This is a genomic window from Pedobacter gandavensis, assembly GCF_032678745.1.
Lineage (GTDB): Bacteria > Bacteroidota > Bacteroidia > Sphingobacteriales > Sphingobacteriaceae > Pedobacter > Pedobacter gandavensis_C.
Genome location: NZ_JAVTST010000002.1, coordinates 408,814 through 430,292, shown reverse-complemented (window position 1 = coordinate 430,292; position 21,479 = coordinate 408,814). Strand labels below are relative to the sequence as shown.

The following is a 21,479-nucleotide window of genomic DNA, read 5'->3' as shown; positions in this document are numbered from 1 at the left end:
AAATCAATTAAATGATATATTTGCGGCGATGAAAACGATAAAACACTTATTTCTACTGGTTTGCATAGCGGCATGCTTTGCAGCTTGTTCTAAAGACTTTGATCAGGATGCCCAATCAAAAAAGGACAGAGAACTGATTCTTAAGTTTATTGCTGACAATAAAATTCCGGATGTTAAAGAAGATCAATCAGGTGTATTCTACCAGGTGATTAGTCGTGGAGAAGGTACTGTGATTTATTCTGCAAATACACAGATTACTGCAAAATATGAAGGAAAATTGTTAAACGGTTCTATGTTTGACAATGGTGGTGGCGAAGCCATTAACTTTCAATTAGGTGGTGTAATTCCAGGATGGCAGATTGGTATTCCTAAGATTCAAAAAGGGGGTGAAATCCGTTTGATTATTCCTTCTCAGTTGGCTTATGGAAATTCTTCTCCATCAGGTTCAATTCCTAAAAATTCAGTGCTTGATTTTAAAGTAACCTTAGTTGACGCTAAATAAGCGAATAAAGCATTATTGCAATAGATAAAGTACATCAGCAGCAATTGCTGAATAAATAAAACGCCCTGCAAATTCTTTTTAATAAGAGTTGCAGGGCGTTTTGCTTTAGCAGGGTTTATCTACTACAATCCCGGTAATGAATCAATGACTGCTTTTAAACCGGGCTGATCTGGCATATCTGCTTTGAAGACCAATAGCTTTCCTTCCGGGTCATATATCAGGTAATGTGGGATTCCGCTAATGTTAAGCTGCTTAGCGAAAGCACCCGGTAAATCCAGATATTGATGACCATGTAACTGTAGCTCTTTCATTTTGCTCAGCCAGTTCTGACGGTTTGCATCAATAGAAATGGCCAGGAAATTAATATTTCTACCTTCATAGTGCTTTTCCAGCTGCTGCACGTAAGGGGTCATTTTGATACATGGAACACACCAGGAAGCCCATAAATCAATAAACAAATACTTGCCTTTAAATTGCGCCAGGTTGACTGTATCTCCAGCAACGTTTTCAAATGATATAGGAGGTAAGGAAGCACCTTTCATCGTGTACCTTAAATTTTCAAAATTGCTCATTAACTGATTTTTTAACCCAGGATTTTTGATGCTTTCTGCAAGCATATTGAAATCTTTAAGGTCTTGATCAAAATCACCGGAAACTTTGTAACTAGCCGTATAATTGGCTAAAAGGTATCTTGATACTTCATCTGTGATAGTTACAGGTGGGTTATGTTGTTTTAACCAGGCCAGTTCTGTGCTCACAATATCCAGGGTCTTCTTCTTGTTAGATGGACTTCCTTTGGTCTGAATTTCTATGAATTTGACTAGGTTATAAGTCGCATTTGGGAAGAGCTGGATCATGGGATCCTGATAGTAAGATAGGAAGTCTACAGGCCCATTATAATAGGCAGCCTGGATTTCTACCTTGCCTTTCATCAACCTCAGGTAATCAGAACTGAAACGGTACAGGTTAGATTGGTAGGTGTCAAAAGCCTTAAACCTAAGGAATTTCTCTACCTCTGGATTTAACTTTTTATCTTTAATTGCAGTGTCAGCGATTAAAAAGAACTGGTTCAGCTCGGCTTTAAGTCCGAGGGTATCTGGAGTTTTTACAAACATTTTCCTAATGTTCTGATTGTATTTCTCCTGTGTTTCCAGTAAAGCCTGATTGTTTTGGTCTTTTACTTTAGCATAATTCGAAATCAGACTGAACTCCCCATGAGGAAGGTATTCCAGATTTAGTTGCTGATTTGGAATCAGGTAAATGATGCTGGTATTGACCGATTTGCTTTTCCCAGCTTCCATCACCAGGCTTAAACTATAAAAACCAGCGGTTTTTATGTCTGCTTTCAGACTAAAGGAATTCCGTTTTCCCAGGTTGATTTCCTGGAGTAAAGGTTTTTTATCAGAAGAAAAAGGAACAACCTCTTTTAAGGAAACAAGGAAACTGCGGTCTGAGCTGGTTTTAATGCTTCCTTTAATGACGGTTATTGCCTGGCTGATCAGACTTGAGCTGATCAGCAGGGCACATAATAAGAATTTCTTCATTTAATTATCTTGGGTTTTGAACGATATTCGGGTTTAAACTAATGACTTTAGAAGGAATCGGCAAAACAAACTTCGGATCATTAGCCGGTAGTGTTTTTGGACCATGAACAATGCTGATGTTTCTTCCTTCCAGGTTTCCACGTTTGATGTCGATCAAACGGGCGCTGGTAAAGGCAAGTTCTAATCTACGCTCTTTAAGCACTAGATTAACGACCTCTTCAGGACTTGAAGCACTCAGCTTAGCATAATTGGCTGTTTTGATACGTTTTTCACGTAAAATTTCCAAATCTGCCAGGGCTGGAACAGTATTCCCTAATCGTGCATTGGCTTCCGCACGGATCAATAGCATTTCCTGAGTGGTAATTCCCGCATTGTTATAGTCGTAAGGCCCCCTTGTATCCATAATGCCTAATCCGCCATTCGGATATATCGTTCCGCTGTAGTTTCTTGGAGTCGAAGCCAGTTCTAACCTCAAATCTCCAGTTCCATATGATGCCTTTTGCGCATTAGAAAAAGTGAAAAAGTAGTTGAAACCGCCTGCCTTATTGTTGAATTTTAGTAATACAATATGCTTTTTATCCAGTGTTACATTTGGATATCCTAACAATTGACCAGTTGTTTTATTATCAGGGACACTGAAAGAGAAAGTATTATAGTCGTAGATGAAACTATTCAGTTTAAAAGCTTTGTCGGCATATTCGAATGCTTTATTCCAATTTCCCATGTATAAATACATTCTGGCCAATGTTCCATATGCAGCTACTTTATTCGGGTGGTAAATAAAGTTCGATTTTTCTGGCAATATGGCTGCGGCTTCCAATAGATCTTTTTCTATCTGCTGATACACTGTTTTCACAGTAACACGTGGCAGTAAGGCATTAATATCCACTTTTAAGGGCATCGGGATCCCTGGGTCTGTATCTGCAGTAGCACTATAATGCTTCGCATATTCGTTGACCAAACTTAGGTTGGTATAGGCACGGTGTACCAAAGCTTCCCCTTTTACCTGATCTCTTTTTGCGGGATTGTTTTCAGTATTGTTTTCCAGTCCTGATAAAATAGTGTTACAGATGTAAATGGTACGGTAGGCAATCCTCCAGTCTTCATCACTTTCAGTGACATCGTACAATTCGTCCTGAAAATCATAAGCCTTAATGGATGAATTTCCGGCAAAACCTATTGCGCCAGCTCTATAGTTATCTAAAAGCTCTATTTCATCGCTCATATAAATACTATTGTTGGAAGTTCTGCTGACCTCCTGTGAATTATTCATTAAAGCTTGGTAATCTTCTAAGGTGCTTGGAATAACGATCCCTTTGGGTTTTACATCCAGGTGCTTGTCGCAGGAAGCGAACAAAACAATTAGGAGGATCAATGAAGATTTATATAGTGTTGAAATTTTCATGAATGTTAGGGTTAAAAGTTAAGATTTAAGGAGATCACATAGTTTTTTACCGCAGGGAAGCCAATGCTACCGGTGCTTAAATTCACGTAATCAGGATCCAGATTTTGCTTGTTGGCTGTCCATAACCATAGGTTATTTGCCTGGCCAGTGATGCTGGCTGCGGTAAATACCTTTCCAAGATATTGCTTTGGCAATTGGTAAGATAAACTCAGTGACCTTAGACGGATAAATGAAGCGTCGTCATCCCAAACATCAGCTTTTCTATAGTAATCGTTCCATCTGGCATCTATGGATGAAGTGTTGTAAATGCGTGGGATATTGGTGTGCAATTCATCACCAGGATTCTGCCATCTGTTGGTGATATCGTTGCTTAATCCTGCAATAAGATCAGTACGAGTGGTATTAATGCGCATCACATGACCGAACTTATAGGTAAACTGTGGGGTCAAGGTGAAATTCTTGTAACCAATATTGATCATCATCCCTCCATATACCGGAGGATCTAGCGTACCCACATATTTTAATGCTTTTACATCAGTTAAGCGTGTAGCCGACCAGCTTTGGATATTTCCGTTGGCATCATAAATTTGTGGTTCTCCTTTGTTTGAAAGACCAGCCCATTTATAGCTGTACAAATAGCTCAAAGGAATTCCGCTAATTGGACTGATACCTGCAACATAAGTGCTGGCGTTATTATTAGGGGCCAATACATTTGTTACTTTGTTTTTGTTGTAGCCAAAGGTGAAATCTGCAGTCAAACGTATATCGCCTTGCAAAATTCTCGCATTCAGATTTAGCTCAATACCATGGTTACTCATACTGGCAGTGTTCTTTTCTGCTCGCTCAAATCCGGTTGTCGGATCCAAAATACTGCTCCCTAATAAGTCGTAACTTTTCTTTCTATAGAGGTCTAAAGCACCGGTAATTCTGTTGTTGAACAAACCGAAATCTACACCAATATTAGTAGTGGAGGTTTTCTCCGGACGTAAAGCCCGGTTTTCAGGATTGGTAAATAGCAACTGATTTTCCTGAGAACTGAAGTTTTTCCCAGTCGATGCAATTGGATATGGGCTGGAATTTCCTATGTTTCCATTAATTCCATAAGTAGTTCTTAAGATCAATTTACTTAAAAAGGTAACAGGAGCAAGGAATGCTTCATTTGTGGCATTCCAGCTTGCACCTACACTCCATAAGGGACGGTAACGGTATTTTGGGTCTGTTCCAAAAAGGTTACTCTGGTCGGTACGGATACTTCCTGAAAGGGTGTATTTGTTTTTATAAGTGTAAGCGGCATTGGCAAATAAAGAGAAGAACCTATTGTCATTTTCAGCAAAAGCAGGGTTCCATAAATATTGTTCGTAAGTACCCAATGAGGTTAAGGTATAATTTGCAAGTGCAGCAGCATCGAAATTATCAACGGTTAGTGCTTGAGAATTGTAGTTGTAATACCTTTCCATATTGCTTTTACGGTCTATCTTTCTCAGTTCCATACCAGCAATACCGGTAATGGAATGGTCGGTTCCGATTTGCTGATCAATGTTGACCATATTACGGAAGGTCCAGCTGTTCTGACGATCTTTGGTCTTGTCGTATACCGGGCCAATAGGGAACCTGCTGACATAGGCTTTCTTGGTATCGTCGTAAACTCTCCAGGTATTCGCCAGATTTCTTACATAGTAGGTGTTTAAATTCTGAAGGTTGTCGGTATTGATAAACCTCAGATCCGTTTGAAATTGAGAAGTAATATTTACACCTTTTACCACCTTATAATCTGCGCCAATATTAATTCTGGAAGCAAAAGTATTGGTGTTGGTTTTTGTGTTTTGAATATTTTGTAATGGATTGATATCCCAGTTTAAGTATCCTTTATCATAGTATCCTTGTTTCAAATGATCAGAAACTCTGGAACCATGTGATACATACGCATCATTTTCATCTAGTAGAGGAAGGTAAGGGCGACCGGTAGAGAAATCGTAGCCCGCAGTGCTGCCGCTGTTATCTGCATAGGTTGCGTTAACACCTAAAGAAAGCGTCAATTTAGGTAATACCTGTAAGCTGTTTTTGAAGTTTAGAATGAACTGATCATTTTTGTTGCCTACATTGGAAGTCAGCTGTTTGGTATAAAAGGATGAGATGGCAAATTTGTGCTTTTCCGTGCCTCCACGTACAGAAAGGTTGATTTGGCGTTGTACAGCTTTGCGATAAATCAGGTTCTGCTGATCTAATGCATTTAGTTTTTTTAGGTTGTTAAGCCCTTCTTCTACCTGTGCATCGTTCATTAGCCCTTTGTATTTTTTGTAGAACAATTCGCCCACTTTAGAATAAGGATTGTTGTCGGCTGTTGCGAAATTAATCCATCCTTTTTTGATGGTCTCTACTTCAAAATCGATGTAATCTGAGGTACTCGCAATTCTTTGGCTACCAAAATCTGGTCTCTGGTCTATGCTTAGGTTGGTGGTAAGGTCGAACACTGCTTTCCCATCAGTAGCCATTCCACTTTTTGTGGTGATCACGATCACGCCATTTGAAGCTCTTACACCCCAGATGGAAGCTGCCGCTGCATCTTTTAATACGGTAATGTTCTCAATATCGTTCGGGTTGATGGTGTAATTTCCACTTTCAACAGGGAAACCGTCTACTACAATCAGGACTTCCCTGGTTGCTGCTTTCAAAGAGGAAGCCCCACGTACCTGCATTTCTCCTTTAGGACCAATCAATAGCCCAGGAACAATACCTTCCAGGCCTTTTGCGAAATTTGTTGAACCAAGGTTGGTGATGGCCAGTTTTTTCTTGTCTACGAAACTGAAGGAACCGGTTGCTCTTTCTTTGGGAAGATTTTGATAACCGGTAGAAACGGTGATCGCTACTTCCTGAAGCTTGGTGTTGCTAGGTTTTAGCTGGATGTTTAAGGCTTTTGTGATGCCTTTTGTCGGGATTTCTGCTGTTTCATAGCCGATATAAGAGGCCGTTAAAACCGCATCGTCTGTTACGTTTTTAAGTTCAAATTCACCATCAGAATTCGTCGCCGTTTTATTACTACTGCCTTTTTCGGCAATAATTACACCTGGTAGTGCTTGCTGATCTTCTGTAACCACACGACCACGCACAACTTTCAATACCCGTACTACCGGATTCCTTAACGTGTTTTTTGAAGTCGGGTTTAATGGTTTGATCAATATGGTTTTCTCAATAATCTCATAGCCGAAATTCTGTCCTACTAAGGTTTGATTCAAAGCTTCTTCCAGCTTTGCATTGCGGATATGAAGGTTTACTGCTGTCGCCGTTTGTAATAAATCAGAGCTATACAAAAGCTCATAGCCACTTTGTTTTCTGATTTCCTGAAGGATGCTTTTTAGAGAAGCATTGCTTTTATTGATGGTAATCCTTTGGGAAAACCCTTCCGCACTCACCTGTAAACACAATACCGTGAGCAGGATTGCAACTAATTTCATAATAAAAATTGGTTTGGATTTTAAAAAGCCGGATAAATTTAAGCCCGTAATTCGGCGATAAATCCCCTTGCTTTGAAGGTTGAAATTCATAAATTTGTTAGGTTAAGGTTGTTCGTTTTGTTAACTGATTCTAATTTGATGAAGAAACTTCCTTGAATGCCGGTAGTGTTGCTGCACTACCGGCTCTTTTTTTTGTGTTGCTGCACAAAAAAAGGTTTTCTGCATTCTATTTATTTATAAGCCCCCCTGGGTCTATTCCTTCGTACCTGTTGGTACCTTATTTTTAAAGTTTTATGTGGTGATAAATTGAATATGGTTTGTTGTTATTTATTTTGATGCTTTAATGCTGGAGCCTTCCAATGTGAGCTGGATGTTACCAGTTAGCTCTAACATTTTCAAGACCTTGGAAAGGTTGACGTTCTTAGAAATTACACCACTAAACTTTCGGTCTGGCACCTGACTGTAATCTACTTTTACACCGTACCAGCGTTCTAATTCCCTTAGAATAGTACTCAGGCTCTCGTCATTAAATACGAAGTTTCCTTTTTGCCAGGCAATTACCTCTGCTACATTTACGGTTTCGATGTTCCACTTTCCTCGGTTAAAGGTTCCCTGTTGACCAGGTTTCAATTTGGCCGAAGGTCCATTGTTGAAATGCATTAAGACTGAGCCTTCCAATAATGTTGTTCTGATCGGGCCTTCATTTGAATAAGCATTGACATTGAAATGAGTCCCTAAAACTTCTACTTCCTGTTGATTGCCTGATACTTTAAATGGTTTGTGTTTATCTTTTGCAACTTCAAAATAGGCTTCCCCATTTAAGCTTACTTTTCGTTCTTTTAAGCCATCAAATGATGCCGGAAAACGGATGGAACTAGCAGCATTCAGCCAAACTTTAGTCCCCTCGGGTAGCACAACCTGGTAGGTGCCTCCAATAGGAGTGGATATGGTATTGAATTCAGATGGATGGCCAGCGCTTTGTGAACCGTCTTTTACCTGATATACAATTAAGCCTTCTTTAGATTTTGTGATGCTGATGCCGGATTGTTCGGCAAGCTCCCCGGTTTTAAGATCATTCAGAGATACAGTACGGCCATCTGCTAAGGTTAATGTGGCTTTATGACCTCCAGGTTTAATGTCCTGCTGTTGGCTATATAGATTACCCGAATTGTTTTTTAAAGGAGGTAAGAAAATTAAGGCCACAGCTATTGCCATAAAAATTGCCGCTGCGGCAGCGATACTGACCCAGAAAGATATTGGTTTGGAAGAAGGAATAATGGGCAGCTGCTGAGCAATATTTTCCGCACTTAAAATATGTGCATACAACCTGTCTTTTAAAGCAGAAACGCTTTCCTGGGCCTCAGGGTCTTCCAGGAGGGAATCGTCAAAAGAATCATACCATTGGTTGAATTCAATTTGCTCCTCAGGACTGATGGTCCCGTTCTTCCATTTTTCTGCTAATTGCTGTAGGTATTCGTTATTTTCCATCAAATATGAACCGCTGCTTTTATAGATAGCCAATGCTAAAGCAACAATCCCTTAGTGGAAAAGAAAATATTTTATAAGTTGATCAATAATACGAGGATACTGAGGGTTCCAAGTTTAGCTTTTATCGTTTTTCTTGCTTTTGAAAGATGTGCTTCGACAGTCTTCTCAGAGATGTCCAGCTGTTCTGCAATCTGTTTCTGAGCATATCCTTCCTCATGTTTTAACCGGAATACCAGTTGACATTTTTCCGGTAAACTTTTAATGGTAAGCTCCAGTAATTGTTTCAGCTCATTAAAACTCAGCTGATCCTGTGTACTTTGATCTATTTCAGTAAGCTCAATGCTCCAGTTTTTCTCAAAAGACTGCGTCCTCGCCCTTTTCTGTAAGCGGTTAATGACCTCAAATTTAATGGCTACGGAAAAGTAATTGTTAAAACCTTTATGGAGTTCAAAGTTGGTTCTTTTACGCCATAAATTGCAGAATACATCCTGAACGATTTCTTCAGCTTCGGTTGCATCATCCAGACGTTTTCTGGCCACTATATAAAGTTTATCCCAATAGCGACGATAGATCTCGCTGAATCCAGCTTCACTACCTTTTTTTAACAAACTGGCAAGTTCATCCTCAGAATATTCGCTTAAAGAAATCATGATATTACCCCGCCCTAAAATTACGATTAAATCTCAGGAGCTGAAATGTCAATGCCTGTTTTTTTTAAGCTGCTGAAAGGCTTGCTTTCCTTTGGCGGGAATGACCCCCGAATTTGTCGCATCTGCGGTGCTTCAAAAGTTGGACTTACTGTTATCTTTGAATAAGCTATATTTAATACAGCTTTAACCTGCTAAATATTGAACTTATGAAAACAATGGAATTTAAAACGATGATCAATGCTTCGCCTGAAAAGGTATGGGAGGTATTGTTGGGAGAGGAGACTTATCCGATATGGACGGCCGGATTTGCTGAAGGCTCCAATGTAAAAACAGACTGGAAGAAAGGAAGCAAAGCGATTTTTCTGGATGGTACTGGAAATGGAATGGTTTCCGAAATTGCTGAAAATATTCCATATAAATTTTTGTCAATCAGACATCTCGGAAATGTGATCAACGGAACAGAAGATCGGGTAAGTGAAGAGGTAAAAGGATGGGCAGGTGCCCTTGAAAATTATACCCTCACTGAAGTCGATGGTCAAACGGAATGGAAAATAAGCGCAGACATCACGGATGATTTTGAGGGATATATGCTCAAAACCTGGCCATTGGCTTTGCAAAAAGTAAAGGAATTGGCAGAAAAGAAGAACTAATTACCTTTTTACTGCATAGAAAAATCCATTGGAGTCGCCAAAATAAACCAGATCTTTCTCTACCACAGGTGTAGAGAGGATCGCTCCTAGCGCAAGAATCCTTTTTTCTACCTCTAAATAGTTTTTTCCATCAGGATCGATATCTTTTCTGATTTTATCTTCTTTATCGAATAAATCTGCATAGTGTTTTTTGCTTTCCTCGGTTTGAAAGCTCGCCTTAATTTTTCCGGACGCCGGGTCTACAAAATAAATGTGTCCATTAAAGCAGCCGAAGATCAATTCGTCATTATGGACCGTTGCAGCCCCATACACCCTCATGTTGAGTGGCAATGTCCATTTGATATCGCCGTATGTGCTGCCCATACTGTGGAACTGATGGGTGTCTGAACTGCCAACAAAAACCTTGTCCTGGTAAAGAAGCGGTGTTGCAACGATCCAGCTGCCAGCTTCTTTCCGGTTCCATTGCCCCGTTCCAGTCTTTAAATTGAGCGAATAAATGTTATAATCACGGCTTCCAAAGAAAACATCATTTTCGTTTGTCCTGGCCGCTTTTTGTATTTCTCCTTTTGGGAAGTTTAAGTCGCCCACCGTTTTAAACTTCCAGATCAGTTCGCCGGTCTTGGTAGCTAAGGCATAGAAATTACCGTCGTAACTACCAATCAGGACTTTTTTATCTTTAATCACCGGACTGGCATGTACCATTCCTCCGGTTTTAAAAGACCAGATTTTCTTTCCTGAGTTTAAATCAAGTGCATATACGCTGCTGTCTCCGCTACCAATATAAACGATGTTTTCGGCCACAACAGGTGAAGAAAGGTAATAGTCCCAGGCATCGTATTGCTGCTCTCCTCCGGTAGTATAGCTCCAGATTAATTTTCCGCTGTTGGAATTTAACGCATAGACTTTACCATCCCCACTGGAAAAGATCACTTTGTCTTCATGAATCAATGGATCGGATTGTATTGCTCCCTTTGTTTTAAATTGCCAGAGTACCTTTCCTGAAAGTTTGTTTAAGGCATAGAAATTGTGATTCCCACTTCCGAAATAAATATGGTCATTGTGTATGGCGGCTGTTCCATATACTGCAGCACCAGTATTAAATTTCCACAATACCGCAGGCTGTGCCTTGCTTTTAAGGCTGCAAAAAAGAAAAGGCAGGAAAATCAGTAATCGAATGGAGATGTTGAGATTTGAGCGCGTTATTTTCATAATAATTAAGTTTTTTATGGCAATACTCATATTTGGAGTACGAAAGGACCATGAAAGTGAACGTATTTATAAATATATAAAAATATCTTAGCTGTATAATTATTGCTTATTTTTAAGGAAATTAATATGATGGAGACAAGTGACCACAGAGAAGCTTATGATGCCTGATCAATCTGCGCTCATTATCCGGAAACGATTGATGTTTTTTGTGGTGTTACTGACTATGTTATTCGGTCCCACAACTGGGTTTTCTCAAATCGCAGAGGTTAGGGATTTAGAATCTAGTCTTCCGAAAATTAAGGATAGTATCAGGTATGTCGATGTACTCAACCGGATTGGGATGCTTTCCCATCTTCAATATCGGGATTCCTGTCTCTACTATGCTCAAAAAGCAGAAGGAATCGCCCTCAGACATCAGTATGATAAAGGTATTGCTGATGCGCTAAACTGTCAGGGTATTTATTATTTAGCGATCAATAACTACCTCTCAGCAAAATACTTTAATGATGCGCTTCAAATTTATAAGAAAATAGACGATCAGGAGGGCATTTGTAAGGTGAATATGAATGTGGGTTCTTTGATTTCTGTAAATAAATCAGGAGGAAATGCACAACAATACATTCAGGAGGCTTATGAGAACAGCAAGTCTTTGAAAAAGGATTCTATTCGTTCTATTCTTATTAGTAAATACCTGAGTATCGATACGAGTTTAAGCAGTCAGCGCTTTAAAGCGTTATTTGAGGAAGGTGATGCCATTGCAAAAAAATACAAGGATCATCGGATGATTATCTTTTATAGTGCAACGGCTGGGGTTACGCTTTATAAAGAGGGGCAAAAACAAGCAGGTCTGGATACTTTGTTGAATGCTTTAAAGCAGGCTGATTTGATGGGCTATGAAAGTGTAAAGGTATGGACTTATGCTGCGCTGAGCGATATGATGTTGGACCAGGGAAAAGACCAGCTGGGGATTAATTACCTGACCAATGGATTGGAAGCCTCGGAGGAATTTGGTTATGCGGAATACTATACCACTTTCGCAGAAAAGCTATACAGTTATTACAAATTACATGGACAGCCGGAAAAGGCGTATTACTATGTTTCGCTATTATTGGCAAAAAGAGATCAGATTGCGAAAGCCGCAGATAAATCCGGTTATAACTATTTGAATTTCGCCCTGCGTGAAAATGAAAATATGGAGCTTAAAAGTAAGGCAGATTCCAGGTTTCGGATGGTTGCACTATTGGCTTGTCTGTTTGCCCTCAGTATCGCCCTGCTATTTTTTGTATACCGTTCATTAAGGGTAAAAAGAGAGCATGCGGAGGCCCAAAGAAAACTTCATGAGCTGACATTGAGACAGAACATAGAATTGCAAAAAACAAATCATTTTAATACCATGCTGATTTCCGTGATTGCGCATGATGTTCGACAACCTTTTAGTACGGTAGTGATGCTTTCCAGTATTTTTAATAAAGAAGTGGATTTACTAGGGGAGGAGGAGAAACTGGAAATCATGAGGGAGCTGAATGGAACGGCACAGAAAAGCCTTTCTTTTATGGATGGTTTGTTGGAATGGATAAAATCTAAGAAAAACGGTTTTGAATACCATCCTGAGAAATTAATACTCAAAGGACTTATCCATGAAGCCAATACCTTTTTCCAGATGGGACAGGAGAAAAAATTGATCCGGCTGGAACTCGATGTTCCAGAACACATCGTCGTTTGCGCACACAAGCAGATGCTGCTTTTCATTCTTAGAAATATGTTGAACAATGCAACGAAGTTTTCTCCTGTAGGCGGAGTGATTACCGTTGCAGTGGAGCAGAATGAAACGGAAATAGTAGTGAGTATTAATGACGAGGGGATGGGGATGAGCCAGAAAAAGATAGACCACCTTTTTACTTTAGCAGCGGCTAATGGGGACGAAAATCAAAATAACGGTGCCGGCCTTGCCTTGAGCATTTCCTATGAAATGGCTACGATCATGAAGGCCAGAATTCATGCCAGGAGTGCATTAGGAAAAGGAACCACCTTTTTCTTAACCCTGAAAACTAAGGGCTAAGCGCTCTAAGTTCTACTTTGTTTGAATTGTGTAATTTTTGTTTTGGACTTGAGCTGTGTTTTGTCGAAATTAATGCTTTTGTGGTGTTTTTAAGGCGTTTTGTGATTCCGCTTAATTGAATTATGTAATAGCATATTTGATTCTCATAATTCTCTCTGATGGTAAAGTGTTAATTTTGCCGAATCTATGATTACAAGTCTATCAAAAACAAAAACAATAAAAGAAAACCATCAGCAGATTGCTACATGGCTCGCCTTTGCATTACTTCCTTTATCGGGCTTTGCTACCGATATTTATATTCCATCATTGCCTACTATGGCCGGGGAAATGAATGTTTCCAGCATCCAGGTGCAACTTACTCTAAGCATTTTCCTGATCAGCTATGGTGTTTCTCAATTGTTTATCGGCAGTGTGCTGGATAGCTTTGGCAGGTATAAGGTTTGTCTGGTTTCTCTTTTGATCTTTGCAGGGGCAAGTCTGGTGATTGCGCTTACACATAATATTTATTTGATTTACGGGATGCGCGTAATCCACGGGCTTACCGTAGGAGCCATCGTTGTCGCTAAAAGAGCCTACTTTGTGGATGTTTTTAAAGGAGATCAATTGAAACATTACCTCAGTCTATTCTCTATCATCTGGTCTACCGGACCTATTGTTGCACCTTTCGTTGGAGGTTACCTGCAAGCGGTATTCGGTTGGGAATCTAACTTTTATTTCCTGGCAGGTTTTGCCCTGGTTTTTGCTGCACTTGAACTGATCTACAGTGGGGAAACACTGGTTCATGTAACAGAATTTAACTTTAGAAAGATTGTGAATATCTATTTAGAGATGATAAAAACGGCAAGCTTTACACTAGGTATTGTGATGCTTGGATTGGCCTATTGCATGGTCATGGTTTACAATATGACAGGTCCTTTTATCATTGAACACCACCTTCATTTTTCTCCTGTGATTGCGGGTTATAGCTCATTGGTATTGGGTTTTGCCTGGATGGTAGGTGGATTTATTGGTAAAGCAACGATCAATAAGCCGTTTTTTAGTCGACTGGTATGGAATGTTTCCTTACAACTCGCATTTGTTGGCCTAATGATTTTTAGCCTTAATTACATTACCAACTTATACTCACTGATTTTCTTTGCCTTTATTATTCATGTAGGGGCGGGTTATACCTTTAACAATTATTTCACTTTTTGTCTAAGTAAGTTCCCGAAAAATGCAGGTATTGCAGGCGGACTAACCGGAGGGATCACTTATGTAATTGTTTCTTTCTTAAGTTATGGTATTGTGAATATTGTACCAGCACAGGATGAAAGGAATCTGAGTTACAGTTATTTGATCCTGATTTTGTTGTCTATAGTTGTGATGTTTTTTATCTTCAGAATGAATAAGAAACAACCGGGAAGTATAGCATCGTAGCTTAATTTTTATTTTGTTTTTGCTAAACTTTGGTTAATTTAGATGTAATCATGTCCGAATCTACCTCTCAGGTGATCATTGATCACCCAGCCCAGAGCATACGCTGCCTTTATGATCAGCATGCGGGGAAGTTATTAGGCTATATTTTTGAAGTGGTAAAAGACCGAAAATTAGCCGAAGAATATTTAGTGAAAATATTTTCAGCCCTTTCTCTGCTGCATCAAAATCAGGAGCAAGAGGGCGTCAGCAACTGGTGTCAGTTGTTGAAATTTGCAAAAACAAAATTGCTCCTTTTTCATGTGGTTAAGGGATACGAAGAGGTGTATGATTTGAAAGGAATGGCGCTCGCGCATCCTGTTAATGACTACCTTGATCAGTTAAATGAAGCGCAAAGGAAGGTTTTCTGTGAGGTTTACCATCATGGGAAAACAATTTCTGCACTAGCTATCGCATTAAATACAACAGAGGATTTAACCAGAAAGACTTTAAAAGAGGCTTTCCTAATTATGAGAAGCAATGGTTAAAATAAACGAATACCTGGAAAGTGGAATATTAGAATCCTATGTATTGGGGTCTGCATCCAAAGCTGAAATTGAAGAGTTGTTGGCCCTTAAATCCAGTCATCCTCAGGTGGAAGAAGCGCTGGCAATCCTGGAAGCTGATCTGGAACGTATTGCCGAACATATGGCCATTGCACCACCACCAAATACCTGGGCTAAGATTGAAGCCAATATGAATGAATTGGTGAAAACACCACCAAAGATGGAATACCTTATCGGTGATGAACCGGTAGAAAGAAGTCGTCCAAATTCAAGATCAGGTAGAAGCGAACAGTTTATTGAGGTTGAAGGGGAATCCGGTCATATGCGGATCCGCAAGATCTGGAGATGGGTATTTGCCGCAGTATTCGTATTAGGGAAGATATTCTTAGCCTTTGCAATCTATTATTACCTGGAAAACAAACATACACAGGAAGAAATCCAACAGTTGAAATTGGAGATGCGCAGTATGAGAAAATAGCTATTAAAAGAATCCGGATTTTCTATTGGAAAAGATCCGGATTCCTTTTTTATATTCATAAGCCCAAATCCGGGCTGTTTCTTTTTAAACTGCTATTGAAATAAGTCGATGATCTTGTTATACGACAATTCCTGGTAATCGTTGATGTATAAATCACATTTCGGAAGTTCTTCAATCGTATGAGAAGTCAATACGCCCACTACCCGCATCCCTGCGTTCAGCGCAGCAGAAATCCCGGAATAAGAATCTTCAAATACCAGACATTGATCAGGTGATACCCCTAGGTTCTTCGCAGAAGTAAGGTACACTTCCGGATCCGGTTTGTGTTTTTTTACATCTTCACTAGCCATAATAGAACCGAGTTTATTACGGATGTCTACTTCGCTCAATATCAAATCAAGGTTAGCATATGGAGCTGAAGTGGCTACGCCTAGCTTTACGCCATGCTGATCCAGGTCGGATATAAACTCCAAAATACCAGCAATGGGTTCAATGTGGTCTTTATAAATTTTGCGGAATAATCCTTCTTTTTCTTCTTCTAGTTCCAATAACTCCGCACCAACAATCGGTCTGTTAAAAAAGTGATTGAAGATATAGCTATTGCTTTTTCCAAACATATGTTGGGCAAATTCAGCTTCAGTAGGAGCCAGGTTTCTGACTGCAAAGAAATCACGAAAGGCAAGTGAATGATAAGGATTGGTATGGCAGATAACGCCATCCATGTCAAAGATGACTGCAATTTCTTTATTCATCCGGCAAAGTTAATCAAATTCGGAAAGATAAATTTTTTCAGATCATTATCCTACAGATGAATAGCACCTGGGATAAGCCAGTAGGATAATGATCTGTATTTGCAGATTAGTTTAAATCGGATTTATTTGTTTGTCCGTTTTCTCGTATTGTCTTTGTTAGAGGTCTGATCGGACCGTTGTCCACCTCCATTGGTAATGCCAGTTTGTTTCTTGTCATCTTTAACACTATGATGGGCACGATCTGAAGTCGGATTTCCCTGGTTAGATGTACTTTTTTTGGGATGCTGTTCTTTGTTCATGATGATTCCTTTCTATGTTTAGAATTTAAAAACAAGTGTTAGCTTTTTTAGTTTTAACAGCATCGAGATATACGCTTTTTGCTGTTGGTTTTAGGAGTTGATTTTTGTGATAACCGCTTGGTTAGATTTTGGATTCAGCTGGTACAATTGGCTCTAATAAGTTTGCTAAGGAGCTTTCTTCCAATACTGTTCGTTTAGAGCCAGTTTGCGGAATGAACTTCCATTTGATTAAACGGATTTTTCCATCAGCTATTTCTATTCCAGTAATGTCACCATCATTAAAACAGCAACACCCAGTGTTGAAATAAGTATTTCTGGAATAATCCAGCCTGGGAGAGGTATCTCCGCTAATTTTTCCGGCTATTAACTCCGCTTCCAATTTCTGAACCACTTCGGCATTGCCATTTTTTCTAGCCTCCTCTAAACGGATATAGGTTCTTTCCAAATGGGTAAGGGAGTTGAATACTGGTTGATGCGTATGTCCGGTAATTAATGCCATTCCAGATTGTTGGGCAGTCCAGTCATACATCATCGCATTATGCTTAGATTTTAATTGATTGTCGAAGGCCGGTGTATTTGGATTGATGCGAAGATAGGCCTGGAATGGAGCCCAAACATTGGAGACAAACCACTTACTAAACCAATTCCCATCGCTTTGTAAGTCGCCCTGATGTCCATGGGTTAAAAACACAGCCAATGTTCTGCTGTCAATTGGGATGCGCAAAATGATGCCTTCATGAACTTTCAGCTTTTTGCCATATGCTTTTTCTAATTGGTACCCGGCAAGTGGATCATTGTCCCAGTATAAATCATGGTTGCCAAAAATTTTAAAGAAAGCGTTCCTCTTTAGGAAATTGGCCTCCTGTTCAAAAGTAGCTTTGTTGTGTTTAAGGACGCTGAGTACCGGATACTTCCAGAATTCTTCGCTATCCCCCAGACTGCAAAAGAGAAACTGTTGATCGTTGTAATATTTTAATGCAGCGAGGTAGTTCTTTTCTGATAAAGCGAAATCATCACCCGGACTGCGATTGCCTTTGTGCTGATCGGAAAAAATAATGAGTCTGGAGGAGGGGTCAAAATCAAGTATTAAACCATGCTTTCCCTGACCCTTGTTAATGTGGTTAAATAAGGAGGTTAAGGCCTCATGGACGCGTTTTTGATTTGGCCTTGAAGTATACTTGTTCGCTAGTTTGATCACCCGATCCGTCAGCAATTTTTGTAAAAATACGCGCATGTTTGTAAAATATTTTCAAATTCATGTAACCTTCTGCCACTTAAGGACATCTTATATTCAGAAAACAAGATCACCCAAACCATTCACTTTACCTGATGATATGCTTAAAAGCGTAGGTGAAATAACTATGTCCATATGAAAACGAAAATATACTACTTCTTTCCCTTGTTGCTCAGTACTTTGTTATTTATTTTTAATGAGGCACAGGCGCAAAATGCCGGAGCATTTTCGGGAGAGATCTCAGGGAAAGTCCTTGATGAAACACAGAAAGCATTTCCTTATGCAAGTATCAGTTTGCTAAATGCGAAAGACTCCAGTTCGGTAAGAGGAACTTTGAGCGGCGACAATGGAACTTACGAGTTTAAAAGCATTCAACCGGGGAAATATTTGGTGGCTATTTATGTAGTTGGCTATAAAAAAATGGTCAAAGGCCCTTTCTTGATTGCTGCAGATCAACGCTTGCAAACGGTAGAACAGGTTCAAATGGTAATTGACGCGAAGCAGTTGAAAGGAGTGGAGATTGTGAAGCAAAAGCCCCTGATTGAAAGACAGATTGATAAAACAGTACTGAACATAGAAAATAGCATTCTCGCTACCGGAAATACAGCCCTGGAAATTTTACAGAAAGCTCCGGGAGTAACCGTTGATAAAGATGGTAAGATCGCACTGCGGGGGAAACAAGGGGTGACAGTGATGCTGGACGGAAAACCTACTTACCTGTCGGCAGAGCAATTGGCCAATTTATTGCGTTCCACAGAAGGAAGTGCCATTCAGTCCATAGAATTAATTACCAATCCTTCCGCTAAATATGATGCTGCGGGGAACTCAGGCATCATCAATATCAAATTAAAGAAAAACCGCAATTTCGGTACTAACGGTTCATTGTCTGCAGGTGCAGGATATGGCACTTTCTATAAAGCGAATGCTGGATTAAACTTGAATCACAGAGAAAAGAAGTTTAATATTTTTGGAAATGCAGTCTTCGGTATGAATAAGAATTTTGGGGAAACAGATATAGTAAGGGTAAATAAAACGGCTGTAGATCAAACTTATTTTGATCAAACCAGTCATTCTGAACGCAGAAGGAGGAATGGCAATTTTAAAGCTGGAATGGATTATTTTATCAATGATAACCATACCCTCGGATTCTTCGTAAATGGTTACCGTAGTACTAGAAAATCAGCTTCAGATGTATTAACGTTAATTGGCGACCAGCCCGGTAAAACAGACTCTTCGGTAGTAGCGCCAAATACTGGTAGCTCAAAATATACAGGAATCACTTATAATTTAAACTATCGTGGAACATTGGATACCACAGGGCAGGAAATCAGCTTTGATGCAGATTATTCCCGTTACAATGGTTATGAGGATAATGTTTTCAATAATATGTTTAAAAATGCAGTAGGACAACCGCTAAAACCTGATTATATTTTCAGAAATTCTTCTCCTTCCACAGTGAAAATATGGGGCGCAAAAGTTGATTATACTTACCCAATAAATAAAGACATGAAGTTAGACCTGGGCATGAAATCCAGTTTTGTGACGACAGATAATAACTTCCTTTATGAGAATTTTGTACAGAGCCAATGGCAAAATGACATAGGCAAGAGCAATCGCTTTATTTATGATGAAAATATCAATGCAGCCTATGCTAATTTTAAAACCAAATTCAAAAATACTACCGTTCAACTTGGATTAAGAGCTGAACAGACCAATTCTAAAGGCAACTCTGTCACCGAAAATAAAGTAGTTAAAAGAGATTATATCAATTTGTTTCCAAGTGTTTTCATCAATCATGAATTGTCAAAAGATCATGAGGTTGGACTTTCTTATAGCCGCAGGATTGATCGTCCGGATTATGGTAATTTAAATCCCTTTATCAGTTATTTGGATTTGTACTCATACAGACAAGGTAATCCCTTCTTAAAACCACAATTTACCAATGCCTTTGAATTCTCCTATTCCTTTAAAAAGAGCTTAAATGTAACTCTTGGTTATAGCCATACCAGTGACGTGATGACTGATGTATTGTTAACCGATACTGCCCGAAAAACTATTTTTATTTCGATCCAAAATCTGGCTAAACAAGATTCTTATAACCTGAACCTGAGCTACCCAGTTGCTATTACTTCCTGGTGGAGTACCAATAATAACTTAACGACCTATTATAATAATTTCCAGGCACCTGATATTTTGGGAGCCGCTTATAAAAGTGGTCGATTAGCATTCAATTTTAATACAACCCAAACGCTGACCTTGAATTCTTCCACAAAATTTGAATGGTCCGGTTACTTTCAGTCAAAACAAGTATATGGAACTTTGCTAATTGCCTCGCAGTATGGAGTGGATTTGGGCGCCAGTAAGTCCTTTATGGACAATAAACTGAACCTTAAGTTCTCTGCAAATGATCTGTTTAAATTACAAAAAAGTAAGATTACCAGTGCGTTGCCTTCTCAAAATTATGTAGTCAATGAAAGATGGGAAAGTCAGGTATTTCGCCTAACTTGTACCTATCGTTTCGGAAGTAAAGATGTTAAGGGGGCCCGTCAGCGCTCAAGTAGTTCCGAAACAGAGGGGAGACGGGTAAAATCCGGCCGTTAAGGCCATATAAAATGATGGGCAGATGATGTATACTTCTGAAAGAGATTATCATTCGACAAAATTGATTAAAAAGGGAGAGAAGGAATTGGATAGTTCTTTTTCCAGATTCGCGGACTGGATTTTAGAAGAATTTGGATGGCGACCGATCAATGTGATCTATGATAAAATTGATCCTAATAACCGACCTAAACTCAGCTTGATTTTTGAACTTCAGGGTCAGGCATCTGTGTTTCATAATGGAACTGGTTATGATGAAGAGAAGAGAAAGGCTATTGTAGATAAGTTCAAGACTTTTCAAAATGACCCTCATGGAATTTCAGATAATTCGGATATCTGGGTGATTTTTCAGGAATTTGAACCAGCTGAACAGGCGGCTTGTAATGAAAGAATTCCCCAGGAAGAGGTCAATGGTTTTAAAACAAGGTTTTTAGAACAACAACTTTGGGAAGTCGCTAGATTTGGTGCTTATACCACCTTTTTCTTTTTAACGAAAGAGCAGATGCTCAATAGTAAAGAAAGTGGACTCCAAGCTGAGATCAAAATGGAATACCTGAAACTGCTGAAACCTTATGATGAGTTTAATTATTTCAGTCTGGATCGATTACCAGTAGTTTTTGATAACAAAGAGAATTTTGAAGAACATTACAAGGGAAACTGGGACCAGTTCTATAAGTAATTTTTGAATGGAATACCTAATAATTAATACCTGCGGAACTAATCCGCAGGTATTACAGGTTCCAAATCTTTCAATTCCTCTTCCGTAAATATTCTGGAATGGATTAAAAAGCCCATGTCCAGGGTAGACTCCAGAGAAAAACTGGCGGCTCTTCCAGAGATGACATCCAATGTAAGTTTAGTGTGCTTCCAATATTCAAACTGGTCGCCGGCCATATAAAATTTACAACCCTCGATTTCGCCAATGCAAACATCGTTGGAGCCAACTAAAAATCCACCCTTCTCGAAGCAATGTGGATAGGAGCCTTCACAACAGCCACCACTTTGATGAAACATCAATTCTCCATATTCTTCCTTGAGTTTAGCAATCACTTCTTTGGCTTGTTCGGTAGCTTCAATTCTCTTGATTCCCATGTCTGATTGATTTATTGATCGAAAACTTTATTGCGGCTTTCATTGTTTTAGGGCGCATAGTTTACTGGATCTAAATGAAAAAAAATCCCGGCTTAACCGTCGTTAAGCC

At 39.4% G+C, this 21,479-nt stretch carries 18 protein-coding genes; 8 read left to right on the top strand and 10 right to left on the bottom strand.

Features of this window, described 5'->3' with window-relative positions:
- Positions 1 to 28 precede the first annotated feature (28 nt).
- Positions 29 to 502, top strand: a complete 474-nt coding sequence (locus tag R2S10_RS09540; protein ID WP_316840217.1) for an FKBP-type peptidyl-prolyl cis-trans isomerase — start codon at positions 29 to 31, stop codon at positions 500 to 502.
- Between the two features lie 122 nt (positions 503 to 624).
- Here the strand turns inward: R2S10_RS09540 and R2S10_RS09535 are convergent, their stop codons facing one another.
- The 5 genes from R2S10_RS09535 to R2S10_RS09515 form a co-directional block, all read right to left on the bottom strand.
- The gene (locus tag R2S10_RS09535) at positions 625 to 2,046 is read right to left on the bottom strand and encodes a TlpA disulfide reductase family protein (RefSeq protein ID WP_316840216.1); all 1,422 of its coding nucleotides are present in this window, start codon (positions 2,044 to 2,046) and stop codon (positions 625 to 627) included.
- A gap of 4 nt (positions 2,047 to 2,050) precedes the next feature.
- Positions 2,051 to 3,451, bottom strand: coding sequence for a RagB/SusD family nutrient uptake outer membrane protein (locus R2S10_RS09530; protein ID WP_316840215.1), 1,401 nt, complete (start codon positions 3,449 to 3,451; stop codon positions 2,051 to 2,053).
- Between the two features lie 11 nt (positions 3,452 to 3,462).
- A complete protein-coding gene (locus R2S10_RS09525; protein ID WP_316840214.1) occupies positions 3,463 to 6,903 on the bottom strand; it encodes a SusC/RagA family TonB-linked outer membrane protein in 3,441 nt (1,146 codons plus the stop codon).
- A gap of 327 nt (positions 6,904 to 7,230) precedes the next feature.
- Positions 7,231 to 8,391: a FecR family protein gene (locus R2S10_RS09520; RefSeq protein WP_316840213.1), complete on the bottom strand. Its 1,161-nt coding sequence runs from the start codon at positions 8,389 to 8,391 to the stop codon at positions 7,231 to 7,233.
- A gap of 71 nt (positions 8,392 to 8,462) precedes the next feature.
- Complete coding sequence (locus R2S10_RS09515; protein ID WP_316840212.1) at positions 8,463 to 9,041, bottom strand: RNA polymerase sigma-70 factor; 579 nt, start codon at positions 9,039 to 9,041, stop codon at positions 8,463 to 8,465.
- Positions 9,042 to 9,247: 206 nt separating this feature from the next.
- Here R2S10_RS09515 and R2S10_RS09510 point away from each other — a divergent pair, with 206 nt between their 5' ends.
- Entirely contained in the window at positions 9,248 to 9,691 is a 444-nt protein-coding gene (locus R2S10_RS09510; RefSeq protein WP_316840211.1) for an SRPBCC domain-containing protein, read from the top strand.
- Here the strand turns inward: R2S10_RS09510 and R2S10_RS09505 are convergent, their stop codons facing one another.
- Complete coding sequence (locus R2S10_RS09505) at positions 9,692 to 10,900, bottom strand: PQQ-binding-like beta-propeller repeat protein (protein WP_316840210.1); 1,209 nt, start codon at positions 10,898 to 10,900, stop codon at positions 9,692 to 9,694.
- A gap of 157 nt (positions 10,901 to 11,057) precedes the next feature.
- Between R2S10_RS09505 and R2S10_RS09500 the strand changes: the two genes are divergently transcribed.
- The 4 genes from R2S10_RS09500 (at position 11,058) to R2S10_RS09485 (ending at position 15,395) form a co-directional block, all read left to right on the top strand.
- On the top strand, positions 11,058 to 12,959 hold the full coding sequence (locus R2S10_RS09500; RefSeq protein WP_316840209.1) for a HAMP domain-containing sensor histidine kinase: 1,902 nt from the start codon (positions 11,058 to 11,060) through the stop codon (positions 12,957 to 12,959).
- A gap of 186 nt (positions 12,960 to 13,145) precedes the next feature.
- Entirely contained in the window at positions 13,146 to 14,375 is a 1,230-nt protein-coding gene (locus tag R2S10_RS09495) for an MFS transporter (RefSeq protein WP_316840208.1), read from the top strand.
- Between the two features lie 50 nt (positions 14,376 to 14,425).
- Complete coding sequence (locus R2S10_RS09490; protein WP_316840207.1) at positions 14,426 to 14,899, top strand: hypothetical protein; 474 nt, start codon at positions 14,426 to 14,428, stop codon at positions 14,897 to 14,899.
- On the top strand, positions 14,892 to 15,395 hold the full coding sequence (locus tag R2S10_RS09485) for a hypothetical protein (RefSeq protein ID WP_316840206.1): 504 nt from the start codon (positions 14,892 to 14,894) through the stop codon (positions 15,393 to 15,395). The genes R2S10_RS09490 and R2S10_RS09485 overlap by 8 nt, the downstream gene beginning before the upstream one ends.
- Positions 15,396 to 15,487: 92 nt before the next feature.
- Here R2S10_RS09485 and R2S10_RS09480 read toward each other — a convergent pair whose 3' ends face one another.
- The 3 genes from R2S10_RS09480 to R2S10_RS09470 all read right to left on the bottom strand — a co-directional run bounded on the left by R2S10_RS09480 (position 15,488) and on the right by R2S10_RS09470 (position 17,680).
- Positions 15,488 to 16,147 carry an HAD family phosphatase gene (locus R2S10_RS09480; protein ID WP_316840205.1) on the bottom strand — a complete coding sequence of 220 codons (660 nt, stop codon included), beginning with the start codon at positions 16,145 to 16,147 and terminating at the stop codon, positions 15,488 to 15,490.
- 122 nt (positions 16,148 to 16,269) lie between these two features.
- On the bottom strand, positions 16,270 to 16,446 hold the full coding sequence (locus tag R2S10_RS09475) for a hypothetical protein (RefSeq protein WP_316840204.1): 177 nt from the start codon (positions 16,444 to 16,446) through the stop codon (positions 16,270 to 16,272).
- A 121-nt stretch (positions 16,447 to 16,567) separates the two neighbouring features.
- The gene (locus R2S10_RS09470; RefSeq protein ID WP_316840203.1) at positions 16,568 to 17,680 is read right to left on the bottom strand and encodes a metallophosphoesterase; all 1,113 of its coding nucleotides are present in this window, start codon (positions 17,678 to 17,680) and stop codon (positions 16,568 to 16,570) included.
- Positions 17,681 to 17,815: 135 nt separating this feature from the next.
- On the opposite strand from R2S10_RS09470, the gene R2S10_RS09465 reads away from it, so the two are divergent.
- Both R2S10_RS09465 and R2S10_RS09460 read left to right on the top strand, forming a co-directional pair.
- Positions 17,816 to 20,281, top strand: coding sequence for an outer membrane beta-barrel protein (locus tag R2S10_RS09465; RefSeq protein ID WP_316840202.1), 2,466 nt, complete (start codon positions 17,816 to 17,818; stop codon positions 20,279 to 20,281).
- Between the two features lie 22 nt (positions 20,282 to 20,303).
- Positions 20,304 to 20,957, top strand: coding sequence for a hypothetical protein (locus tag R2S10_RS09460; protein WP_316840201.1), 654 nt, complete (start codon positions 20,304 to 20,306; stop codon positions 20,955 to 20,957).
- A 38-nt stretch (positions 20,958 to 20,995) separates the two neighbouring features.
- On the opposite strand, the gene R2S10_RS09455 is transcribed toward R2S10_RS09460, so the two are convergent.
- Positions 20,996 to 21,370, bottom strand: a complete 375-nt coding sequence (locus R2S10_RS09455; RefSeq protein WP_316840200.1) for a DUF779 domain-containing protein — start codon at positions 21,368 to 21,370, stop codon at positions 20,996 to 20,998.
- Between the last annotated feature and the right edge of the window lie 109 nt (positions 21,371 to 21,479).